Source organism: Bradyrhizobium sp. (genome assembly GCF_035273305.1).
GTDB lineage: Bacteria > Pseudomonadota > Alphaproteobacteria > Rhizobiales > Xanthobacteraceae > Bradyrhizobium.
Genome location: NZ_DATEPI010000165.1, coordinates 16,205 through 37,305, shown reverse-complemented (window position 1 = coordinate 37,305; position 21,101 = coordinate 16,205). Strand labels below are relative to the sequence as shown.

At 60.8% G+C, this 21,101-nt stretch carries 17 protein-coding genes; 9 read left to right on the top strand and 8 right to left on the bottom strand.

What is annotated here, in order from left to right; translation table 11 throughout:
- Nucleotides 1–11: 11 nt before the first annotated feature.
- The gene (gene pdeM, locus VJV58_RS11610) at nucleotides 12–692 is read left to right on the top strand and encodes a ligase-associated DNA damage response endonuclease PdeM (protein WP_324137509.1); all 681 of its coding nucleotides are present in this window, start codon (nucleotides 12–14) and stop codon (nucleotides 690–692) included.
- Nucleotides 693–696: 4 nt separating this feature from the next.
- Here pdeM and VJV58_RS11605 read toward each other — a convergent pair whose 3' ends face one another.
- The 3 genes from VJV58_RS11605 to VJV58_RS11595 form a co-directional block, all read right to left on the bottom strand.
- A complete protein-coding gene (locus VJV58_RS11605; RefSeq protein ID WP_324137486.1) occupies nucleotides 697–1,485 on the bottom strand; it encodes a TIGR02186 family protein in 789 nt (262 codons plus the stop codon).
- Nucleotides 1,482–2,408, bottom strand: coding sequence for a sulfite exporter TauE/SafE family protein (locus tag VJV58_RS11600; RefSeq protein WP_324137485.1), 927 nt, complete (start codon nucleotides 2,406–2,408; stop codon nucleotides 1,482–1,484). Before VJV58_RS11600 ends, VJV58_RS11605 begins: the two co-directional genes overlap by 4 nt.
- A 220-nt stretch (nucleotides 2,409–2,628) precedes the next feature.
- Entirely contained in the window at nucleotides 2,629–5,892 is a 3,264-nt protein-coding gene (locus VJV58_RS11595) for a hypothetical protein (protein WP_324137484.1), read from the bottom strand.
- Nucleotides 5,893–6,237: 345 nt separating this feature from the next.
- Between VJV58_RS11595 and VJV58_RS11590 the strand changes: the two genes are divergently transcribed.
- From VJV58_RS11590 to VJV58_RS11580, 3 genes are all read left to right on the top strand, one after another.
- Nucleotides 6,238–8,028 (top strand): acyl-CoA dehydrogenase C-terminal domain-containing protein, encoded by a 1,791-nt coding sequence (locus tag VJV58_RS11590; RefSeq protein WP_324137483.1) that lies wholly within the window; start codon nucleotides 6,238–6,240, stop codon nucleotides 8,026–8,028.
- Between the two features lie 108 nt (nucleotides 8,029–8,136).
- Nucleotides 8,137–9,345, top strand: a complete 1,209-nt coding sequence (locus VJV58_RS11585) for an acetyl-CoA C-acetyltransferase (protein WP_324137482.1) — start codon at nucleotides 8,137–8,139, stop codon at nucleotides 9,343–9,345.
- A 19-nt stretch (nucleotides 9,346–9,364) separates the two neighbouring features.
- Nucleotides 9,365–11,581 (top strand): 3-hydroxyacyl-CoA dehydrogenase NAD-binding domain-containing protein, encoded by a 2,217-nt coding sequence (locus tag VJV58_RS11580; RefSeq protein ID WP_324137481.1) that lies wholly within the window; start codon nucleotides 9,365–9,367, stop codon nucleotides 11,579–11,581.
- Nucleotides 11,582–11,659: 78 nt separating this feature from the next.
- On the opposite strand, the gene VJV58_RS11575 is transcribed toward VJV58_RS11580, so the two are convergent.
- Nucleotides 11,660–12,142, bottom strand: coding sequence for a CinA family protein (locus VJV58_RS11575; RefSeq protein ID WP_324137480.1), 483 nt, complete (start codon nucleotides 12,140–12,142; stop codon nucleotides 11,660–11,662).
- 211 nt (nucleotides 12,143–12,353) lie between these two features.
- Between VJV58_RS11575 and VJV58_RS11570 the strand changes: the two genes are divergently transcribed.
- The 3 genes from VJV58_RS11570 (at nucleotide 12,354) to VJV58_RS11560 (ending at nucleotide 15,117) form a co-directional block, all read left to right on the top strand.
- The gene (locus VJV58_RS11570) at nucleotides 12,354–13,463 is read left to right on the top strand and encodes an amidohydrolase family protein (RefSeq protein WP_324137479.1); all 1,110 of its coding nucleotides are present in this window, start codon (nucleotides 12,354–12,356) and stop codon (nucleotides 13,461–13,463) included.
- A 73-nt stretch (nucleotides 13,464–13,536) separates the two neighbouring features.
- On the top strand, nucleotides 13,537–14,646 hold the full coding sequence (locus VJV58_RS11565; RefSeq protein ID WP_324137478.1) for an amidohydrolase family protein: 1,110 nt from the start codon (nucleotides 13,537–13,539) through the stop codon (nucleotides 14,644–14,646).
- Between the two features lie 57 nt (nucleotides 14,647–14,703).
- Complete coding sequence (locus VJV58_RS11560) at nucleotides 14,704–15,117, top strand: Rieske (2Fe-2S) protein (RefSeq protein WP_324137477.1); 414 nt, start codon at nucleotides 14,704–14,706, stop codon at nucleotides 15,115–15,117.
- Nucleotides 15,118–15,165: 48 nt separating this feature from the next.
- On the opposite strand, the gene tcuB is transcribed toward VJV58_RS11560, so the two are convergent.
- The 4 genes from tcuB to VJV58_RS11540 form a co-directional block, all read right to left on the bottom strand.
- The gene (gene tcuB, locus VJV58_RS11555; protein WP_324137476.1) at nucleotides 15,166–16,281 is read right to left on the bottom strand and encodes a tricarballylate utilization 4Fe-4S protein TcuB; all 1,116 of its coding nucleotides are present in this window, start codon (nucleotides 16,279–16,281) and stop codon (nucleotides 15,166–15,168) included.
- A complete protein-coding gene (tcuA, locus tag VJV58_RS11550) occupies nucleotides 16,268–17,665 on the bottom strand; it encodes an FAD-dependent tricarballylate dehydrogenase TcuA (RefSeq protein WP_414641479.1) in 1,398 nt (465 codons plus the stop codon). The genes tcuB and tcuA overlap by 14 nt, the downstream gene beginning before the upstream one ends.
- Nucleotides 17,666–17,736: 71 nt before the next feature.
- Complete coding sequence (locus VJV58_RS11545) at nucleotides 17,737–19,047, bottom strand: MFS transporter (protein ID WP_324137475.1); 1,311 nt, start codon at nucleotides 19,045–19,047, stop codon at nucleotides 17,737–17,739.
- 148 nt (nucleotides 19,048–19,195) lie between these two features.
- Nucleotides 19,196–20,095 carry a transcriptional regulator GcvA gene (locus tag VJV58_RS11540; protein WP_324137474.1) on the bottom strand — a complete coding sequence of 300 codons (900 nt, stop codon included), beginning with the start codon at nucleotides 20,093–20,095 and terminating at the stop codon, nucleotides 19,196–19,198.
- 139 nt (nucleotides 20,096–20,234) lie between these two features.
- Between VJV58_RS11540 and VJV58_RS11535 the strand changes: the two genes are divergently transcribed.
- Together VJV58_RS11535 and VJV58_RS11530 are read left to right on the top strand one after the other, a co-directional pair.
- Nucleotides 20,235–20,414: a DUF1127 domain-containing protein gene (locus VJV58_RS11535; protein ID WP_414641478.1), complete on the top strand. Its 180-nt coding sequence runs from the start codon at nucleotides 20,235–20,237 to the stop codon at nucleotides 20,412–20,414.
- Between the two features lie 43 nt (nucleotides 20,415–20,457).
- A complete protein-coding gene (locus VJV58_RS11530; RefSeq protein WP_324137472.1) occupies nucleotides 20,458–21,069 on the top strand; it encodes a GNAT family N-acetyltransferase in 612 nt (203 codons plus the stop codon).
- Nucleotides 21,070–21,101 lie beyond the last annotated feature (32 nt).

The window sequence follows — 21,101 nt, the reverse complement described above, 5'->3', positions numbered from 1 at the left end:
ACAACGACGGAATGCCGGCCGCGCGCGGAGCCATTCTCGACGTGTTGGGCGTATCGTTCATTGCCGACCTCTCCGGAGCGTTGTTCTGGGAAGAGCAAAGTCTGTTAATCGTTTCTGACCTGCACTTGGAAAAAGGGTCGAGCTTCGCCCGGCGCGGCGTGCTGCTGCCGCCTTATGACACTGCGGCCACTCTGGCGCTGCTAAGCATGTTAATCGCGCGTCGAAATCCCCGGATGGTGATTGCGCTTGGCGACAGCTTTCATGACAGCGACGCTCACAAGCGGTTGTCCACGGCCGACAGCCAAGCCATCGTCGCGATGCAGGCGAGGCGCGACTGGATATGGATTTCGGGTAATCACGACCCCGCGCTCCCTTCCGACATTGGCGGTATCGTTGCTGATGAAGTGGCGATCGGCCCTATCGTGTTTCGTCACGAGCCGACCGGCGCACCAGGCGAGATTGCTGGCCATCTGCATCCCAAGGCGCGCGTCTCGACACGCGGGCGTTCGATGGAGCGGCGATGTTTCGCCTGCGACGGTGAGCGCGCGGTGATGCCGGCGTTTGGCGCTTACACCGGGGGCTTGAGCATTCGTGACGCGGCATTCGCAAAAATATTCCAGACCCTGGGATTTATGGCTCACGTGCTCGGCGACAATCGGCTGCACAGCATCGCCGCGTCGCGCTGCTGCTGAGCGCTCAATCCTTGCGAAACACGATCGAGGCCATCCAGCCCGTCATCAGCGCCATGGCCATCGTGACCAATCCATAGACAAAGCCGTCCTGGCGCGACGTGGTGGCGACGAATTGCTCGAATCCGACTTTGACGATTTCAAAAGCAGTCTCGGTTCGCGCCACTAGGGCGCCATCCGAAAACAGCTTGATCTCGACATTGTAGGTTCCGATCGGCACCGCGGCGGGCAGCGGAATGCCGGTGCGAAACAGCGTCGGAGTAAGGAATGTCACCGCGGAAGTGTCTTCGCGATAAAGCCCATGTTCGGATCGCAACCGCACGAACGCGCTGCGGAACGCATCGTTCGGCACCACATCGGCATAGTCCGGCCCGACCCGCTGCGTGAGCAGCACATTGTTGAGGCCGAGCTGCTGTCGGCGTTGCACCTCCGGGTTGGCAATGGCATCGAACGGCCGGTTCGCAAACAGCGCCAAATAGGCGGGCACGTGAAGAAACTGGCGGTAATCGGTGTTGATCCAGATGCCGAACTTGCGCTCCTTGCGACGCGTTACCATGTCGGCGCGCGGACCCGATACGGTGACGACGAGATCGTAAGCGGTGCGGGTTGCGGGGGTGGATGGGTCTTTTTCCACCGAACCGAACAGCACGAGCTCTTCGCCCGAATAATTCGGTGTCACCGTCACGCGGTGGTTCGACACCGAGACGATCAGGCGCTCCGCTTGCGCCGATGAGCCGGCGAAAGCCATAGTCAAGCCCAGCACGGCGCAAACAACGATTGAAGCGCGCCCGATCATCCCGCGCCCCCGGTTTCCCGGATCGTAAAGAGATCCTCGGGACGGATCACCAATTCGATTGCGAAACGTATTCCGACCGCCAGAATCAGCAAGCCCAGCAGCAGCCGCAGATGCTCGCCCCGGATCTTCTGGCCAGCACGTGCGCCGAACTGCGCGCCGGTGACGCCTCCAACCATCAGGATCAAGGCAAGCACGGCATCGACCAGATGATTGGTGACTGCGTGCAGCATGGTAGCGAACAACATTGTGACCAGCGTCAGCACCATCGAGGTCCCGATCACGGTAGAGGTCGGCACCCGCAATACGTAGATCATGATCGGGACAAGGATAAATCCGCCGCCGATCCCCATCACCGCGCCGATAAAGCCGATGATGATGCCGACGACGACCACCGGGATCACGGACAGATAGATTTTGGAACGCTTGAACCGCATCTTCAGCGGCAGGCCGTGGATCCAGCCATGGCTGCCGGAGCGGCGCATCGGCAACGCCACGCCGCGGCGCACCCGCAAAATCGAGCGCAAGCCTTCCCAGAACATGAGCCCGCCCACCGTGGTCAACAGCACCACATATGAGAGCGCAATCATCAGATCGAGTTGGCCGAGGGAGCGCAGCAGTGTGAACGTCCCGACCCCGAGCGCGGTGCCAACGATGCCGCCAGACAGCAGCACCAGCGCGAGCGCGGGATCGATGGCGCGGCGGCGCCAATAGGACAGGGCGCCGGAAAACGACGAGGCCGCGATGTGGCTCGCGACCGAAGCCACCGCCACTGCCGGGGTGATTCCGACAAAGATCAACAGCGGCGTCATTAGGAAGCCGCCACCGATCCCAAACATGCCCGAGACAAAGCCCACGGCCGCGCCCATCGCGAGCAGCAGAAAAACGTTGACCGGGATGTCGGCGATCGGAAGATAAAGCTGCACGCGCGCCTGCTCTTGGAATTAGCCGGAGCCTGGCCGGGACCGCTCGCGGAGTGGTTTCTTGAGCTGGGAATTCGGTTCCGCGCTCAAATGACGCCAATGCGGATCAACTGCCGCGTCCCTGCATAACCGAATTTTCCCCTCGAAGGGACTAAAGAATCCGCGTCCTCGGCGGCTTTTTTGGTGCGAGCTGCCGCTTCATCGATGGCGTGACCGTCGAGATTTAGCGCGAGGCGCGTTTGGTCGAAATCGGCTTGGCCGCGGGTGTTTCCGTGGTGGCCTGAGCCGGGGCGGTGTCCCATCCACCCGCGGGGCTCGGCACCTTGACCGCATCATCGGGCTGCGGTTCAGGCGTGAATGTCTGAATCGCGAGGTTTGCCGCCGCCAGCGATTGGGCGTCGAGCCGCTTGGCGATATCGTCGCGCTTGCGCGCCGCATCGGCGTCGCCTTGTGCCCCCGCCAGGCTGAACCATTTGTAGGCTTCGGCGAGGTTTTGCTCAACGCCGATGCCGCGGGCATAGAGAATGCCGAGATTGAATTGGCTGTCGGCAATACCGCGGTCGGCCGCCTTTTTGAACCATTGCGAGGCGCTGCTGTAGTTCGCGCCTTTTCCACCGCCGTCCGCATCGAGCACCGCCAGATTGTGCATGGCCTTGGCGTTTCCGCGCTCGGCCGCTTGCACATAATAACGTCGCGCGATGTCGACGTCCTTTGTCACGCTCAGGCCTTTTTCGTAGAACGTTCCCAGCCTGAAGATCGCTGGCACTATTCCGGCCTGAGCCGCACGGTCGTACCATTTCGCGGCTTCGTCGTAGTTGATCGCAATTCCCTTGCCTTCGGCAAAGCGCATGGCGACTTCATAAGCGGCCGTCGCGTCGCCCTTCAGCGCGGCTTTGCGCAACGCCGGTCCACCGATGCTATCGGGCAATCTCTCCGTCGGAGGGACCTGAACCAGACCAATTCTACGAGCAGCCGGATGTGTCTGCGAGACGGTGACCGAGCCGGTAACATCGCGCGAGGACAACGGCGAGGCGGCGGGCGATGTCATCACCGGTGGAATTGCCACGCCGGCGTTATCGGAATTCATTGGAGCGGGGCCATAGAGCGACTGCCGCCCGATCGGGGTTGGCGAAGTCATGGAAGGCTGGGCAGCATCCGGCGTTGCCGGCCGGTCGCCGGCATCCGTTGGGGGTTGCGCTGATGGTTGGGACTCGCTGGAATTCTCCGCCGCCGGAAATTGCGGAGCCGCACCCGGATCGAGCAGTGTCATCGCCATCTTGAATGTGCCGAGCACGATGATCACCACGCTCGCGCCGACCAGCACAGAGCGGATTTTCGAAGTAATGCTTGAGAGCTGTTTGACGTTCTCGCCGGTAACGCTCTTGAGTGGCGCCCGCCCGCCCTTCTCGGGAGGCGTGGCGGCCGCGGCTGCTTGGGCTGCCCGTCGTGCGGCTGCGATGAAGCTCGATGTGCTGGCTTTCTCTCGCGAGCCAGCGGGTATCTCGCTGATGGCGCTTTCGGATGCCGCGATGCGTTCCGAGGACGAAGCCCCCCGGCCAGTCGGGCGTGTGCCGGGCTCGAGAGGGTGATCCGGCGGTAACTCCGGTTCGATCCTGGAGCGTGCCGGCGCCGAATGCGGTTGCAGGATTTCAGTGATGGCATGCGGCGCAACCATCGCCATGCTTGATATCGCAGCCTGGAAATCGCGCGGAGCTGCGTCGAAGTGCATCTGCGAGGCGGCGGGATTCGGTAATTCGGGCTTTGCTTGCACCGCCATCTCCGAACGCAGCGCAACGGTTGGCGTGGGCGGGGCGGATTCAAAGCGCAATGGCGGCGGCTCCGGCAGCGGCGCGCCTGGGCCACCGCGAAGATGGCGGAGATCGCCTTCAATCATCGCCAGCCGGTCGACGACATGACCGAGGGTGCTGTGAACGGTTTCGAGGGAATCCTGGGTGTGGCGGTCAGCCTCGGCCTGGTTGAAACGGATGTCCGACAATTCGCGTTTGACGACGTTGATAAGTTCGTGGTCCGCGGGGGGCTGGGTACCACCGCGGCTGCTCTCCGCAAGCGCGGCAAACATGCCATGCTGCTGTTCCAGATGGCGCAGAATGTCCTGCAGCCCATCCTCGACCGGTCCCAGGTCGACCGAAGCACGTTGATCACTGGATGCTTCGAGTCGCTCGAGCAGATAGGTCACCCGCTGTTCAAGGTGAGCGAATGTGGATGCACTATCGTGCCCGGCCGGCATCCGGTCGATGCGGTCGGACAGTGCGCGCAGCGCGTTTTCGAATTGCTCGCCACCTTCGCCTGGACGGGTGGTGTGGCGGCTCTCCAGCGTCGAGGCCAAACCAGCAATGCGCTTTTCGAGCATTGCAAATGACTCGCTGCTATCGGAGCGGGCAAGCTGGTCGACTTTGGACGACAGCGTGTGGACGTCGGCGCTGAGCCGGGTCAGTGCGTCGGTCGAGGCGACGTTGGAGACGATGGCGCGAAGCGCGGTGATTGCGCTTTCGAGCTGACGCACGGTGGAGGGATCATCATTAGCGCGTAAAATCAGGTCAAGCTTGGCGCCGAGATTGCGGATCGCCTCGTCGTAGCCGGCCAGTTGCTCGGCCGGCGTAAGTGAACCGAGCACTTCGCGAATTTCGCCGAGTGCCCGCTCGATGCCGGCCAGCGCTTGCGTGTCGGTGCCGTTCTGGCGGGTATCGTCGATTCGGCGGGAGAGCGAGCGAACCTCGTTTTCGATCGATTCAATGGCGCGTCGCGGCATCGCGTCGGTGATCGCAAGGCGAATTTCCGCAAGCTCGCTGCGGAAGGCCGCGATCGATTGCTCAATCCCGTCGGGACGTTGCAACGACTCGATCTGGCTGGTGATATTCAACAGGTGGCGTTCGAGACTTGAAAAATCCGGGTCCGCGGCACGCGGTGCGGTGGGCACTGTCGATGGATCGACCCGCGGCGCTGATTGCTGAAATGCGAGGGCGTCAAGCTCGCTCTGGCGCGCAGCGACTTCCGCGATCGCCAAATCGAGCGAGGCAGGGCTCAGCGGCTGCGGCGATCGATAGGTCCGGGCAGCCGCCCGCTCGACCATCTCGACCTGACGTTGCCTATCCTGGAGTTGGGCATGTCGCCCCGATGCGGGGTTCACAATCTGGGAAAGGCGCGCATCCAGCCGCGAGATGGCATCGTTCAATTGGTTCGCAACGCCGCCCTGGTCGCCGGTGCGCCGCGCCGGCCGCGAGATCTGTTCGATCTGACGGGTGATCGAATCCAACCGCTGGTGAATATCGGCAACGTCACTCCTCAGTTCGCCGCCAGCGTTCTGCGGTCTGGCAGGGGTCGTGCCAGGATCGGCCGCGGGGTAGTCGCCGATGGTCGACTTGAGCCAGTCGTTCAACGACATGCCGGCGCGCAGGGCGGCGGCCTCGGCCCTTTCGCGCACTGTCGGATCGATCGCTTCAGCACTCCACGGTACGCGCGAATTCATGACCTCGTCCGGTTTCGACTTCGGCGCGCTACCTGCGCCCTCAGCCTTCCCGCGCGTCCCTGAAAAGAGACATTGAATTCGGCGCAGGTCGTCTGCCTCGGACTTCGACTTTTTCGTGTTACGGTAAATAAGCCGTTAAGGATTTGGATCGCCGACCCAAAAGTTGTCTCAGCCCTGGGAAATCAGACCGCCCTGCGCGATCTCGCTCTCGGTGGACCGCTCGACCTCGCCGCAACGATGGCTAAGGGGCTATCGAACCAATTACGACCATCCGACTGAATAGTTTAATTGCTGCGCTGCAAAATCTCCATTAATGGAGCTTCGTCAGCGAGCGGAGAAGAAATCATGCCGATCTACAAAGCACCCGTCGAAGACGTCAATTTCCTGCTCAATGACGTGTTTCAGATCGACCGGTACGATAATCTTCCCGGATTCAGCGATGCCTCGGCGGACGTCCGTGAAGCGGTTCTCTTGGAAGCGGCAAAACTGTCGGAAGAAGTCCTGCAACCTCTCAATCGTGTTGGCGATCTCGAAGGTTGCACCCGCCACGATGATGGCAGTGTCACGACCCCGACGGGGTTCAAAGAGGCGTTCAAAAAGGTGACTGAAGGCGGCTGGCTCGGCCTGTCCGCACCGGCTGAATATGGCGGACAGGGGTTGCCGGTGACGCTGAGCCAGGCGGTCAGTGAATTCCAGTGCTCAGCCAACATGGCGTTTTCGATGTATGGCGGCTTGACCATGGGCGCGACCGCCGCGCTGATGGTGCACGGCAGGCCCGAGCAGAAGCAAATGTTCGTGCCCAAAATGGTGGCCGGAGAATGGACCGGCACCATGAACCTCACCGAGCCGCAATGCGGCACTGATTTGGGCCTGTTGCGGACCAAGGCCGTCAAGCAGGCGGACGGCAGTTACAAAATCACCGGAACCAAGATCTTCATTTCGGCCGGCGAACATGATCTGGCGGAAAACATCATCCATCTTGTGCTGGCGCGGATCGAGGGGGCTCCGGCCGGCATCAAAGGCGTGTCGCTGTTCGTCGTGCCGAAGATCCTGGTCAATGCCGACGGATCGCTTGGCGCTCGCAACGGCGTCACTTGTGGTTCGATCGAACACAAAATGGGCATTCACGGCAATTCCACCTGTGTGATGAATTACGATGGCGCCATCGGTTGGCTGATCGGCGAGGAAAACCGAGGCATGCAGGGCATGTTCGTGATGATGAACGAAGCCCGCCTTGGCGTGGCCGTGCAGGGACTGGCACAGTCGGAAGTGGCCTATCAAAACGCAGTTGCCTATACCCGCGAGCGTTTGCAGGGCCGTTCGCTGTCGGGACCAAAGGCGCCGGACAAGCCGGCAGATCCGATCATCGTGCATCCCGACGTACGCCGCACGTTGCTCATCATTCGCGCCTTCAATGAAGCCGCGCGCGCGATGGTGGTTTGGACCGCGCTGAAAAGCGACGTTGCGCACCGTTCCAGCGATCCGAAAGACCGACAGGAAGCGGACGATCACATGGGGCTGATGACGCCGGTCTTGAAGGGCGTTCTCACCGATGTGGGATTCTCCAATGCCGTGTTGGCGCAGCAGATGTATGGCGGCCATGGCTACATCGCCGAACAAGGCATGGAGCAATTCGTCCGCGATGCGCGCATCGCGATGATCTACGAGGGCGCCAACGGCATTCAGGCGTTGGACCTCGTGGGGCGCAAATTACCCCGCGACGGAGGTCGCGCGGTGATGGCGTTCTTCTCCGAGGTTATGAACTTCGCCAAGGAGCACGGTGCGGACGAGGCGATGAAGCCGTATATCGGGCCGCTGAGCACCGCGCTCGGTCACCTGCAGCAGGCGACCACCTGGCTGATGCAGAACGCAATGATGAAGCCCGACAATGCGGGAGCCGCCGCAACCGATTACATGCAATTGTTCGGGCTCGTGACCTTTGCCTACATGTGGGCGCGCATGGCGAAAGTGGCGCAGGAAAAGATTGCATCCGGTGTTACGACGCCCCATGTGAGCACCAAGCTCGTGACCGGCCGCTTCTTCATGGAGCGGATGCTGCCGGAGACTTCAGTTCATCTCGCGCGCATTCAGTCCGGATGCGCCACCATTATGGAGCTGGCGGCGGAAGCGTTCTGATCCAATCGAATTTTCCAGCGCCACTCTTTCGTGAAGCTTGCTGCCGAATCCCGCGACATCGTTCGACGAATTTTCTTTATCTGATGATCCTCATACCAGGAGGGCGTTATGCCTGAGGCCTACATCTACGATCACGTTCGCACGCCGCGCGGCCGCGGCAAGCCCGACGGAGCGTTGCACGAAGTGACCGCGGTGGCGCTTGCGACCGCGCCTCTGAGGGCACTCAAGGAGCGCAACCACCTTGGCGAAGGCGCTGTTGATGATGTCATCCTCGGAGTGGTCGATCCGATCGGCGAGGCCGGCTCTGACATCGCGCGGTTCGCTGCGCTCAACGCCGGTCTTGGTGAGTCCGTTCCGGGCGTCCAGATCAACCGTTTCTGCGCCTCGGGCCTCGATGCCGTGAACTTCGCCGCGGCCCAGATCATGAGCGGCCAGCACGAACTGACGATCGGCGGCGGCGCCGAGTCGATGAGCCGAGTCGGCATCGGTGCGTCAGGGGGTGCCTGGCCGATGGACCCCTCGATTGCGGTTCCGGCGTATTTCATGCCGCAAGGAGTGTCCGCTGATCTGATCGCAACCAAGTACGGCTTTTCGCGAGATGACGTCGACGCCTACGCAGTGCAAAGCCAGCAGCGCGCCGCAAAGGCCTGGGAAGAAGGCCGCTTCAAGAATTCGGTCATTCCCGTGAAGGATGTCAATGGCCTGACTATTCTGGCCAAGGACGAGCACATGCGGCCCACCACGACAATGCAGTCGCTTGGCCAGTTGCAGCCGTCCTTTGTCACGGTAGGACAGATGGGGGGTTTTGACGCGGTGGCGATCCAGTCCCATCCGGAAATCGAGCGTATCAATTATGTCCACCATGCCGGCAATTCCTCAGGGATCGTCGACGGCGCTGGGGCGGTGTTGCTCGGAAGCAAGGAGGCGGGCGCCAAACATGGGTTGAAGCCACGTGCAAAGATCCGCGCCTTCGCCAATATCGGCTCCGAGCCCGCGATGATGCTGACAGGTCCGGTCGATGTGACCGAGAAGCTGTTCGAGCGTTCGGGCATGAGCAAATCGGATATCGATCTGTTCGAACTCAACGAGGCCTTTGCGTCTGTCGTGCTCCGCTACATGCAAGCCTTCGATATCGACAACACCAAGATCAACGTCAATGGCGGAGCGATCGCACTCGGCCATCCGCTCGGCGCTACCGGCGCGATGATATTGGGCACCGTACTGGACGAACTGGAACGCACCAACAAATCGACCGCACTGGTCACGTTGTGCATCGGTGGCGGCATGGGCACCGCGACCATCATCGAACGCGTCTAAGAAAATCGGGAGCGACAACATGGCTTTCAAGAACTTCAAGGTTGAGACCGACGCGGACGGGATCGCGCTTGTGACATGGGACATTCCCGGCCGTTCGATGAACGTGCTCGATGAGCCCACGCTCGGTGAGCTGCAGGAAATCGTGAAGCAGACTTCCGCCGATGCCGCCGTGAAGGGCGTCGTCATCACCTCAGCCAAGGAAGCGTTCTCAGCCGGGGCTGATCTTTCGATGCTCGAGGGCATGAACCGCCGCTACGGCGACGTGCTTAAGGACAAAGGCGAAATCGCAGCCAACCAGATGTTGTTTGATGAGAGCCGCAAGTCCTCGTTGGTGTTCCGGGCGATCGAAACATCCGGCAAGCCGTGGGTGGCCGCGATCAACGGCCTGGCGCTCGGTGGCGGCTTCGAGTTGACGCTGGCCTGCCATTACCGCGTTGCGGCGGAAAACCAAAAGACACGTTTAGGCCTGCCGGAAGTCAAGGTCGGGCTGTTTCCGGGAGCCGGCGGTACCCAGCGCGTGCCGCGCATCGTACCGCCGCAGGATGCGATGCAATTGCTGCTGAAGGGCGAGGCAGTCAATCTCGCCAAAGCCAAGGCGTTGAAGTTGATCGACGCCGTGGTTTCCGGCGCTGACCTGATCAAATCGGCAAAGGACTGGATCAAGGCTGGCGGCAAGGCGCTCGCGCCTTGGGACGACAAGAACTTCAAGCTGCCGGGCGGCCCGGTATATTCGAAAGCCGGGATGATGATGTTTCCCGCCGGAAACGCGATCTTCCGACGTGAGACTTATGACAACTATCCCGCGGCGCGCGCCATCATGCAATGCGTCTATGAGGGATTGCAGTTGCCCATCGATGCCGCGCTTCGGGTCGAGTCGCGTTATTTCACGCAGATCCTGCGGAGCAAGGAAGCCGCCGCGATGATCCGCAGCCTGTTCCTGTCCATGCAGGAATTGAACAAGGGCGCGCGGCGCCCGCAGAACGTGCCGCCGACCAAAGTCAGGAAACTCGCCATCATCGGCGCGGGATTCATGGGCGCCAGTGTCGGCTACGTCTCCGCGCGCGCCGGCATCGACGTGGTGCTGATCGATCGCGATCAGGAAAGCGCCGACAAGGGCAAGGCTCACGCGAAATCGGTGATCGACGATTTGATCGCCAAGGGCCGTGCCAAGGACAGTGATCGCGACGCCATTCTGTCGCGTATCAGCTCGACTGCCGATTACAACGCTTTGAAGGACTGCGACCTGATCATCGAAGCGGTGTTCGAGGATCGCAAGGTCAAGGCCGAAACCTACGCCAAGGCACAACCGCTTCTTAAAGCAGATGCGATCTTTGCTTCGAATACGTCGACGCTGCCGATAAATTCCCTGGCGGAAGAGTTCAGGGACCAGAGCAAATTCATCGGCATTCACTTCTTCTCACCGGTCGAGAAAATGATGCTCGTGGAAATCATCGTCGGCAAGAACACCGGCGATGTTGCGCTCGCGACTGCGCTCGACTACGTGCGCGTGATCGGCAAGACGCCGATCGTGGTCAATGACTCCCGCGGCTTCTTCGCCAATCGCTGCGTGCTTCGCTTCACCGCCGAAGGACTGGAGATGCTGATGGAAGGCGTGCCGCCGGCGATGATCGAGAACACCGCCAAGATGGCGGGCATGCCGGTCGGTCCGTTGTCGCTATCGGATGAAGTGGCGCTTGATCTGGTGCTCAAGATCATGAAGGCAACGGAGGCGGACCTCGGACCCAACGCGATCGACCAAAGCCAGAAGAAGCTGCTTGTCGAGATGGTCGAGAAGCAGGGTCGCTTTGGCCGCAAGAACGGCAAGGGCTTTTACGACTATCCCGAGAAGGGCAAGGGTCAGAAGAGCCTGTGGCCGGCATTGTCCGGCTTGCAGCCGAAGCACCTCGATCCCGACACGCTTGACATCGAGGAGCTGAAGCAGCGGTTTCTTGTGGTGCAGGCGGTGGAAGCCGCGCGCACGGTGGAAGATCACGTGATTACCGACATGCGCGAAGCCGATGTCGGCTCGATCCTCGGTTTCGGGTTCGCGCCGTTCACTGGCGGCACGCTGTCCTATATCGATTTCATGGGCACCAAGAAGTTCGTTGAGCTCTGCCGCAAACTGGAAAGCAAATACGGTTCGCGCTTCACCCCGCCGAAGCTTCTGATCGAGATGGCGGCAAAGGGCGAGACTTTCTATGGCCGCTTCCCGTCAAAGAAGCTTGCGGCTGCTTGAACCTCGCGCGGCCGGAGCTAACAGCTTCGGTCGTCGCACCCCATAAGTGAGTGAATTGCGAGGCGCCACTCCGGGCAATCAGCGCGACAGGTTCTCCAGCAATAGATTTAGTGCTGTAGCGGCAAAGACGTGCATGTTGGCGAGACGGTCAGCGCTGCCGGTCTCGAGCGTTCTGACGGACTGCTCCGGACCCGCTATCGCCATGCAGCTATGACCCGCCGCGTCACCGTAGCGATTGCCCGCTGGTCCGGCCGCTCCGGTTTCTGATAATCCCCAATCGCTCGAAAAGCGCTGACGAATCTGTCTCGCCAGCAGTTGCGCATATGGTTCGGACGCGGAGCGGATGCCCTTCATCGCTCCATCGGGAATATCCATCAGGAGCCGCCGTGCCTCGCGCGTGTAGACCACGGCGCCCCCAAGAAAATAGGCTGACGCACCGGGTACCGCGAGCAGCGCCGCCGAGATCAAGCCGGCAGTCGAGGATTCTGCGACCGAAATGGTCTGACGCCGCTCGATCAATTTGGCGGCAATCTGTTCTGCGATCGGGATCAGGTCTTTCATTGACGCTCAGTTTCAACAGCGGCTTTGGTGTCAGCTTGTCCGCAAGCGAGCCCACGCGCACGATCCTGACCTCCTAGCACAGGATTGCATGGGTGCCGACTGAGCAACGGCAGATCCGTCCAATGGACGGTTCGTCCCGACCGCCATATGCTCCCAAATCCGGTGAACAGCTGAACCTGACTGGGGCGGCAATAACAGGACATATGACGTCATGACGTCACTAATCGCTGGCGGCGTGGACTGCGATCTGCATCCCGCCGTTCCTCATCTGACCAGTCTGTTGCCTTATCTGAACGATTACTGGCGCGATCAGGTGATCACCCGTGGCATGACCGATCTGGTGTCGCAGTCCTATCCCACGAACTCACCGATTTCCTCGCGGCCGGACTGGCGGCCGGAAACAGGTAAACCGGGCTCAAGTCTTGCCGACATGAAAGCGCAGGCACTGGACCCGTTCGGCGTCAGCTTCGGCATCTGCAACCCACTGTTCGGCGTGCAGATGGTGTTCTCCGAAGATATGGCGGAGGCGTTCTGTCGCGCGCTGAACGACTGGCTGGTGAAGGAATGGCTGGACAGGGATGACCGGCTGCGAGGCTCGATCGTGATACCCGTGCAGAGCGTGGAGAAATCGGTCGCCGAGATCGAGCGTTGCGCCAAGGACAAGCGGTTCGTTCAGGTGCTGATGCTCGTGATGGGCGATATGCCACTAGGTAAACGCGCCTATTGGCCGATCTATGCCGTTGCAGAGCGGCTTGGTCTTCCGATCGGGATTCACGCCGGCAGCAATTATCATAACCCGCCTACCTCGGTGGGTTGGGGATCGTATCACATCGAGGACTACGCCGCGCAGGCGCAGGCGTTTCAGACGCAACTGACCAGCCTCATTGTGGAAGGGGTGTTCGCGCGACATCCAAACCTGAAAATGGTGATGCTGGAATCCGGCTTCACCTGGTTGCCGCCCTATCTTTGGCGCCTTCACAAGTTCTGGCGCGGCATCCGAATGGAAACGCCGTGGGTCGATCGCGCGCCATTGGAAATTGTGCGCAGCAATATTCGATTTTCACTGCAGCCGATCGATGCTCCACCCGATCCCGAGACCCTGAATCGCCTGCTGGACCATATGCAATCGGATGAATTGCTCTTATTCTCTACCGATTACCCGCACTGGCAATTCGACGGCGATGCGGCCTTGCCCAAGGGAATTTCATCCGATCTGGCGCGCAAGATCATGATCGACAATCCGCTCGCGACCTACCCGCAACTGAGGCAGCCGGTGTCGAAGCAAGGCCTCGAAGAATTTGAGGCGGGTGTTCGGAAATGAAGATACCCGAACCAACTGCAATGGATGGGATTAGTCCATCGAAGCTGGATCGGTCTCAACAGGAGATGATGCCATGAACGTGCAGTTCCGCGCCGAGCCGCAGCCGGGTTCAACCGTTCAGGTAAAAGCCGCGATTGCCGATTGCGACATCCATCCTGCGCGCAAGACTCCGGAGGAGCTCTATCCGTATCTGGCGAAGCGCTGGCACTCTCATCTGCAGACCTTTGGCAAGCATCCCTATCAAGGCATGATGGAAGGTCCGCCTTATCCGAAGGCGCAGCCGAACGCGTCCCGTCGTGACGCCTACCCGCCGGACGGCGGCCCGCAAGGCTCATCCCTGTCGTTCATGCAGCAACAGCATCTCGATCCGAACAACGTGGCGCTTGGCGTTCTGTGCCCGCTCAACACCGGGCAGGGCATTCGCAACCAGGATCTGAGCGCGGCGCTGGCGAGCGCGATCAATGACTGGCAGATCGCCGAGTGGACTGGCAAGGACCGCCGCCTGAAGGGCTCGGTCGTGGTTGCCAATGAAGACGGTCCGGCGGCAGCAGCGGAAATTCGCAAGCGCGCCGGTGACAAGAATTTCGTGCAGGTATTGCTTTTGAGCCGCAACGTCGAGCCGCTGGGGCAGCGCCGTTATTGGCCGATCTACGAAGCTGCGGAGGAGACGGGCCTGCCCGTCGGCGTGCATGCGTTCGGCTTCGGCGGCAATCCCATCACCGCATCGGGTTGGCCGAGCTATTACATCGAGGAGATGGTCGGTCACTCGCAGTGTCAGCAGACGGCGCTTGCCAGCCTGGTGCTGGAGGGCGTGTTCGAACGACATCCCAAACTCAAAATGGTGATGATCGAGGCCGGATTCGGCTGGGCGCCGTCGCTGTCGTGGCGATTGGATAGAACCTGGGAACGGCTGCGGGGTGAGGTGCCGCACGTCAAGCGCCCGCCATCGGAATATATCCGCGAGCACATTTATTGGACGACGCAGCCGATGGAAGACCCCGAACGCCGCGACCATTTGTTCGATGTGATCGATTGGGTCGGCTGGGACAAGCTGCTATTCGCAACCGACTATCCACACTGGGATTACGACGAGCCGACGCGAGTGCTTCCAGCCGGCGTGAGCGAGGCTAACCGCGAAGCGTTTTATCTGAACAATGCGCTGAAGCTCTATGGGCTCTCGTAATCTGTTCCGAGAAACCGAAGACGCTTTGACAAATCAGGCGTCGGAAAATGACATAGCATGAGCCGGCACGTCATCGCCCGGGTAGATGAGCTGCCGCCGGGCACGCGAAAATTCCTCACGATCGATCAACGCCCGATCGCGGTGTTCAATATCAAAGGCGAATTCTTTGGGTTGTTGAACCGCTGCCCGCATCAGGGCGCCTCGTTGTGCGAGGGACCGTTGATCGGGCTTGCGCAATCATCTGATCCTGGCGAGATCGAATATTCCAGGCTTGGCGAGATCATCCGTTGTCCGTGGCACGGCTGGGAATTCGATATCCGCACTGGCCAGTCCTACTGCGATCCGAAACGCTTCCGCGCCAAGGCCTATCCCGTGAATGTTGAGCCAGGTGCGAGCGTGGTGAAGGGGCCTTATGTGGCGGAGACCATCGCGGTCTCGGTCGAAAGCGACTACGTGGTCGTTGATCTTTGATCGACGTCGAAGCGGGTTAAACGCGCGGAACTGGAAACGACATCAGCGTCACTCTTGGCTTCCATGGGCCAGCTGTCGCCGCTCCCGGGCGTAGCGCACCAGCGCGGCATAGCGATAGATGCCGTGCACGAACTTGCCATAAGGCATGGTGATAAACAGCGCAAACACCACGCCCAGGTGCAGCGCCAACAAGGGTCCCATGGCGGCGCTATCGCGCCAAACCAAAAGCGCCATTCCGGTGAGGCTCGTCAGGAACAGCATCAGGATGAATGCGACATCCATCCCCGTTCGTTGCTGGTCCACCAGCGCCGGATCGCGTTTGGATTTTTCGGCGAGCAACCCCGCGGGGCCGATGATAAGTCCGATACCGCCGAGCGTGCCCAATAGCACCGGCAAATCCCACCATGGATAGGGAGCCTCGCGCACCAGCAGATAATGATACAGCGTTGCCAGCGAGGTCGCGGCGAAGCACAACAGGAAGCCGTAGAACGTCAGGTGGTGATAGATCTTGCGACGATCGCTCGGCCGCTCGTCCTCATTGACACAGCCCGGACCACCGCCGTCCAGATAGCGCAGCGCAGCTGCGTCCTTCATCGCCTGCCACAGCGAGCCTGCGTCCCCCACCATGCCCACGGGCTCTCCGATGTCGCGCCAGAACGCCCGCACGCCCATGGCAAGCGCCAGGACGGCGTACAGGAAGGCGGCGCTGAACAGCACCACCATGGCGTTGTGGGGCATCAGCGCGTAGAACGCGCCGGGACCGGTATGGCTTCCGAATAATACTCGGTGGTCGTGGAGCGCGGCGAAACTGAAAACAAACGCTGCGACGCTTAATGCCGTGATGACGCTAATGGCGACACCGTTGCGGGCGAACACGCCCGCAAACGCCTGCGGCCAAACATAGGCGGCCCAGGATTCCGCTCGTGCAACCGCAAACGTTTTCGGCACATTCACATCGTATTCGTGCGGGGGTGAGAACTGGCAATCGGTATAGCAGGCCCCGCACGCATGGCAGAGATTGGCCAAATAATTGAGGTCGCCATCGGAGAAAGCGCGGCGCATTTCCATCGCCGGAAATACCGCGCACAGCCCCTCGCAATAACGGCAGGAGTTGCACACCGTCATCAGCCGGTCGGCTTCCTCGAGAATGCTAGTTCCGTGCATTTTGCGCCGCTTCCCGTCCCGCGATCCGTCCGAACACGCTCCCGATCGTCATTCCGATGCCGGCTGCATAGCCCTTGCCCAGCACGTTGCCCGCCATGATTTCGCCGGCGGCGAACATATTGGCCGCGGGCTTGCCGTCGCTCATCACCATGCGCGCCTGCTTGTTTACGCGGGTGCCCAGATAGGTAAAGGTGATGCCTGGCCGCACCGGATAGGCGTAATAGGGTGGCGTCTCGATCCGCCGCGCCCAATGAGATTTCGGAGGCGTCAGGCCTTCTGTGCGGCAATCATCCAGGATGGTGTGATCGAATGTGCCGGGCTTTACCGCCGCATTGAACTCCGCGACAGTTTTTTCAAGCACCTCGGCATCGAGATCGAGTTGCGAAGCCAAACTGGTGATCGAGCCGGACTCGATCGGCGGAAACAACGTCGGCATGAAGCTGTTGCGCGAGCTCGCGTCGAAAATGATGTAGGCGATCTGGTCAGGCTGAGCGGCAACCAGGCGTCCCCAGATCGCATATCGCTTCGGCCAGATATCTTCGCCTTCGTCGTAGAAACGCAAGGCTCGATTGTTGACGACGATTCCGAACACCACGGAATCATGTCGGGTGATGATGCCGCCGTCGAATTTCGGTGCCCGGGCGTCGATCGCGACCGCGTGGCATTGCGTGGGGTCGCCGACCTGCTGAACGCCTTTTTGCAGCAGCATTTTGAGTATCGAGCCACGATTATAGGGCGTACCTCGGATCAGGAAGTTGTCGGCGGCCGCACCCCAATATTGCTTTAGCCATTCGATATTGGCCTCGAAGCCGCCGGACGCTGCGACCATCGTGGAAGCGCGAACGCTGACCGCCGCCTCGCGCTGTTTCAGGGTGGCCGATACAAACATGCCGTGGTCGATCTCGAGATCGACCACTTCGGCATCGTACAGAATTTGTACGCCGAGTTGCTCGGCAGTGAGATAGAGCGCGTTCAGCATCGCCCTGCCGCCGCCCAGGAAGAACGAGTTGGTCCGGCCCAGGCTGAGCGTGCCGCCGAGCGAGGGTTGCCAGCGCACGCCCTGCTTGACAATCCAGTCCAGAATGTCCTTGGACTCGCGGATCATGTGGCGCGCCAGCTCCTCATCCGTCTGCCCGTCGGTGACCCGCAGCAGGTCATCAAAGAATTCCTGCTCGGTGTAGGGTCCGGTGAGAATGTCGGTCGCGGCATCGTGGGCGCAACGCATGTTGCGGGTGTGACGGGTGTTGCCGCCCCGGTAGAATTTTGGCGCCCCTTCCAGAACCAACACCTCCGCGCCCGATCGGCGAGCGCTGATCGCGGCGCAGAGAGCGGCATTGCCGCCACCGATTACCAGCACGTCGTACTTACGGGTCAGGTCGACCATGCTGCCTTTATGTTGTTGGCATGGGATTCAGGCAATCGCGGGCGATGGCCGGCGGCCTCGTCCTTTATGATTCACTGGGCAAGAGCCTCGCGGGTTTCGATGGTCCTGCCGCCGCGATACACGGTCAATGCGGCGATGATTCCAAGCGTTGCGGCGCACATCAGCCAATATGCGGGAGAGGCCTTATCGCCTGTGCGTTGAATCAACCATGTCGACGCATACGGCGTAAAGGTTCCGAACAGGCCCGCGGCAAGCGCGAACGCCAGCGAGAAACAGGTGGTGCGGACATGCGCCGGAACGATTTCCACCAGGCAGCCCAGCATGGTGCCGCTATAGACGCCAAAATAGAACGAGAACATCATTTCGACGGCCAACATTTTGCCGAATGTCGGGTCTGCGACGAGCCAATGCAGCGCTGGATAGGCAGTCGTGAACGACAGGGCGGCGATTGCCAGAAGCACAGGCTTGCGACCAATCCGATCCGAGAGCGCGCCGCCGACCGGATTCCAGATGAAATTGGTGACCGCAACCAGCAGGGTGACCAGGAGCGCGTCCTGTCCTGAGAGTTTCAGCACGGTGCGGCCGAACGTCGGCGTATAGACCGTGACGAAGTAGAAGGTCGTCGTGGTCAATACCGCTATCATCATGCCGAGCAGGACGATGCGCCAGTTAGCTAAAGCCGAAGCAAACACTTCGCTTGCGGTCGGATGTTTTTTCATGGCGAGGAATGCCGGCGTTTCCTCCAAGGTACGGCGCAGCACGAAAATGACCGGGACGATAAGGCAGCCGACGAAGAATGGAATGCGCCAGCCCCAAGCTGCAACCGTTGCCGCTGGCATCGCCTCGCTCAGCACAAACCCGAGGATCGAAGCGACGAAGATCGCGACCTGCTGGCTCGATGACTGGAACGAGGTGTAGAAGCCCCGGTTTCCTGGTGTCGAAATTTCAGCCAGATAAACCGAGACCCCGCCGAGCTCGACGCCTGCCGAAAATCCCTGCAGCAAGCGCCCGATCAGCACGATGACAGGCGCCGCGACGCCAATGGTCGCGTAGGTCGGGCACACGGCGATCACCACCGTGCCAACCGCCATGATCGCCAATGTCACAATCAGCCCACGGCGGCGGCCGATGCGATCGATATAGGCCCCGAGCACGATCGCTCCGATCGGGCGCATCAGCGCCCCGAGCCAGAACACGCCGAAGGTGTTCAGCAGCGCCGCGGCCTCGTCCTCGGAAGGAAAAAACGCCTTGGCGATCGCAGTCGCGTAGAAGCCGAACAGAAAGAAATCGAACTGTTCCAGGAAATTGCCGCTGGTCGCGCGCAGGATGGCGCCTAGGCGCGATTTGATCTGCGGTGGTTGCGAACCCGCTGATTGCGACATACTCAGTTCTCCCCGTTGTCCGACAGCGGCTCAACGGCAGCGGCTGGCACAGTTGATCTAGATTGGCGCGGCAATGTGCCACGCCAGCGCGGCGCCACCAAATGGAAAACAGTGGTTGAGAACGGCCAGCCGCGCCGCAAGCCACGTTTCAGGTTTTGTTCTGTACGGAGGCTTGCAGCCATTGCCGAAATGCAGCCAGCTTGGGCGGATCGGATTTCCCCTCGGGCGAGACCAGATAGAAACCTGCATCGGCCGGCAGCGTGATCTTGAACGGAACGACCAACCGGCCACTGGCAATATCCGCCTCGACGTAGGAGGTCCGGCCCATCGCCACGCCGAGCCCATCGATCGCGGCCTGCACGGTCATGAGAATCAGGTCGAAGCTCAGTCCCGGTTGCTTGGAAATATCCGCAGGCAGGCCGGCGGCGGTGAGCCATAGCCGCCAATCGTCGTCATAGCCGCCACTGCTGTGCAGCAGCGTCCAGTTGGCGAGATCTTCCGGGCAGCGTAGCGGCTTGCCGGCCTTGAGCAGCGCCGGGCTGCACACAGGAAATAGTTCGTCCGCCATCAGCCAGTCAGCGCGCAGCCCGGACCAATGGCCGCGGCCATAACGGATTGCGGCATCGACATCGCCGTTCCTGAAATCGACCAGGCTGGTCGAGGTGGTGATGCGCACGTCGATGCCCGGATGGGATTCCTGAAATTTCGAAAGTCGCGGCAGCAGCCATTTGGCCGCGAGCGATGCCAGCGTTGAAACCGTCAACACGTGGCCGTCATCCCGTCGCAACAGCCGATCGGTGGCAAGCCGCAGATCGTTGAACGCGGCGCGGACACCGGGCAGGTAGGCTTTGGCTTGGGGCGTCAACGCCAGCGCGCGGTTCTGTCGGACGAACAGCCGCATCCCGAGTTCCTCTTCGAGCCGCCGGATCTGGTGACTGATCGCGGTTTGCGTGACGTTCAGTTCGGACGCCGCATTGGTGAAGCTCAAATGCCGTGCCGCGGCCTCGAAGGCGCGCAAACCGTTGAGCGATGGCAGCCTGGCAGTCATTCCTGCGCTCTCCATTACATGAACTTATGTCATGCGAACGAGGACAAAGTGTCGTTTGTACGAAGCTCAAACGAGGCTCATTTTAGGCGCAGAAGCTTAGATTTGGGAGACCAACATGTCCAGCCTTACACATGAATCAATGACAAATATTCATATTTCTGGACTTTTCACCCGGCTCGGTCAAACACTGCATGTCTGGCGCGATCGCGCGCGCCAACGCCGCGAACTGACGCGTTGGACCGATCGCGACCTTCACGATGTCGGCCTTTCCTGGAGCGACATCATTCGCGAGGTCGAGAAGCCGTTCTGGCGGCCATGAACTGCAAACGGCCGGTCGCCGTGGCCAGACTGGAGCTTCACTTATGACCACGCTTCACCTCGATCAGTTGCGACAATATTCCGACGTCCTGCGGCTCCGCAGCGGCAGGCCCCTCACCGTGCGGTTTCTCGAGCCGCAGGACGCCGGTGCCTTGCAAAGCTACTTCCGTTCACTCACGACATCTTCGCGCTTCAATCGCTTTCTGGGCGCGGTCAGCGAATTGCCGCAAACCGTGCTCGAGCACTTCATCCATATCGGGGAGGGCGAACGCTTCAGCGTGGTCGTGACTACGACTGTCGATGGCATCGAAACCATCATCGGCGAAGCTCGCTATGCATTCGACGCTGCAGCCGGTACTTTTGAGTTCGGCCTCTCGATCGCCGATCATTGGCAGGGCCAAGGTATTGGTTCAGCGTTACTCGCCAACCTGCAATGCCGCGCGGCAGCCTTCGGCGCTACGCACCTGTTCGGCGATACTTTGCGCTCCAACGGGGCGATGATCGCACTCGCCCGCAAGGCGGGTTTCGCTTTGGTGCGCCATCCCGAGGATTGGAAGCTGGTGCGTTTTGAAAAGCAGATCCCCGCTGCGGATGAAATTCCGTGCGCGAGTTGGCGGCTCGCGGCGCAACAAGCCGCTCACCAGGCCGCAATGTGAGGATCTAGCCGATCCCGTAGCCGTCGCATGGT

Excerpts from the sequence above, each read along its gene's own strand:
- VJV58_RS11605 (WP_324137486.1), bottom strand. The coding sequence starts at position 1,485 with ATGATCGGGCGCGCTTCAATCGTTGTTTGCGCCGTGCTGGGCTTGACT.
- VJV58_RS11535 (WP_414641478.1), top strand. The coding sequence starts at position 20,235 with ATGACAAATATTCATATTTCTGGACTTTTCACCCGGCTCGGTCAAACA.
- pdeM (WP_324137509.1), top strand. The coding sequence starts at position 12 with ATGCCGGCCGCGCGCGGAGCCATTCTCGACGTGTTGGGCGTATCGTTC.
- VJV58_RS11595 (WP_324137484.1), bottom strand. The coding sequence starts at position 5,892 with ATGAATTCGCGCGTACCGTGGAGTGCTGAAGCGATCGATCCGACAGTG.
- VJV58_RS11540 (WP_324137474.1), bottom strand. The coding sequence starts at position 20,095 with ATGACTGCCAGGCTGCCATCGCTCAACGGTTTGCGCGCCTTCGAGGCC.
- VJV58_RS11530 (WP_324137472.1), top strand. The coding sequence starts at position 20,458 with ATGACCACGCTTCACCTCGATCAGTTGCGACAATATTCCGACGTCCTG.
- VJV58_RS11545 (WP_324137475.1), bottom strand. The coding sequence starts at position 19,047 with ATGTCGCAATCAGCGGGTTCGCAACCACCGCAGATCAAATCGCGCCTA.
- VJV58_RS11565 (WP_324137478.1), top strand. The coding sequence starts at position 13,537 with ATGAACGTGCAGTTCCGCGCCGAGCCGCAGCCGGGTTCAACCGTTCAG.
- VJV58_RS11580 (WP_324137481.1), top strand. The coding sequence starts at position 9,365 with ATGGCTTTCAAGAACTTCAAGGTTGAGACCGACGCGGACGGGATCGCG.
- tcuA (WP_414641479.1), bottom strand. The coding sequence starts at position 17,665 with ATGGTCGACCTGACCCGTAAGTACGACGTGCTGGTAATCGGTGGCGGC.
- VJV58_RS11575 (WP_324137480.1), bottom strand. The coding sequence starts at position 12,142 with ATGAAAGACCTGATCCCGATCGCAGAACAGATTGCCGCCAAATTGATC.
- VJV58_RS11590 (WP_324137483.1), top strand. The coding sequence starts at position 6,238 with ATGCCGATCTACAAAGCACCCGTCGAAGACGTCAATTTCCTGCTCAAT.
- tcuB (WP_324137476.1), bottom strand. The coding sequence starts at position 16,281 with ATGCACGGAACTAGCATTCTCGAGGAAGCCGACCGGCTGATGACGGTG.
- VJV58_RS11585 (WP_324137482.1), top strand. The coding sequence starts at position 8,137 with ATGCCTGAGGCCTACATCTACGATCACGTTCGCACGCCGCGCGGCCGC.
- VJV58_RS11560 (WP_324137477.1), top strand. The coding sequence starts at position 14,704 with ATGAGCCGGCACGTCATCGCCCGGGTAGATGAGCTGCCGCCGGGCACG.
- VJV58_RS11570 (WP_324137479.1), top strand. The coding sequence starts at position 12,354 with ATGACGTCACTAATCGCTGGCGGCGTGGACTGCGATCTGCATCCCGCC.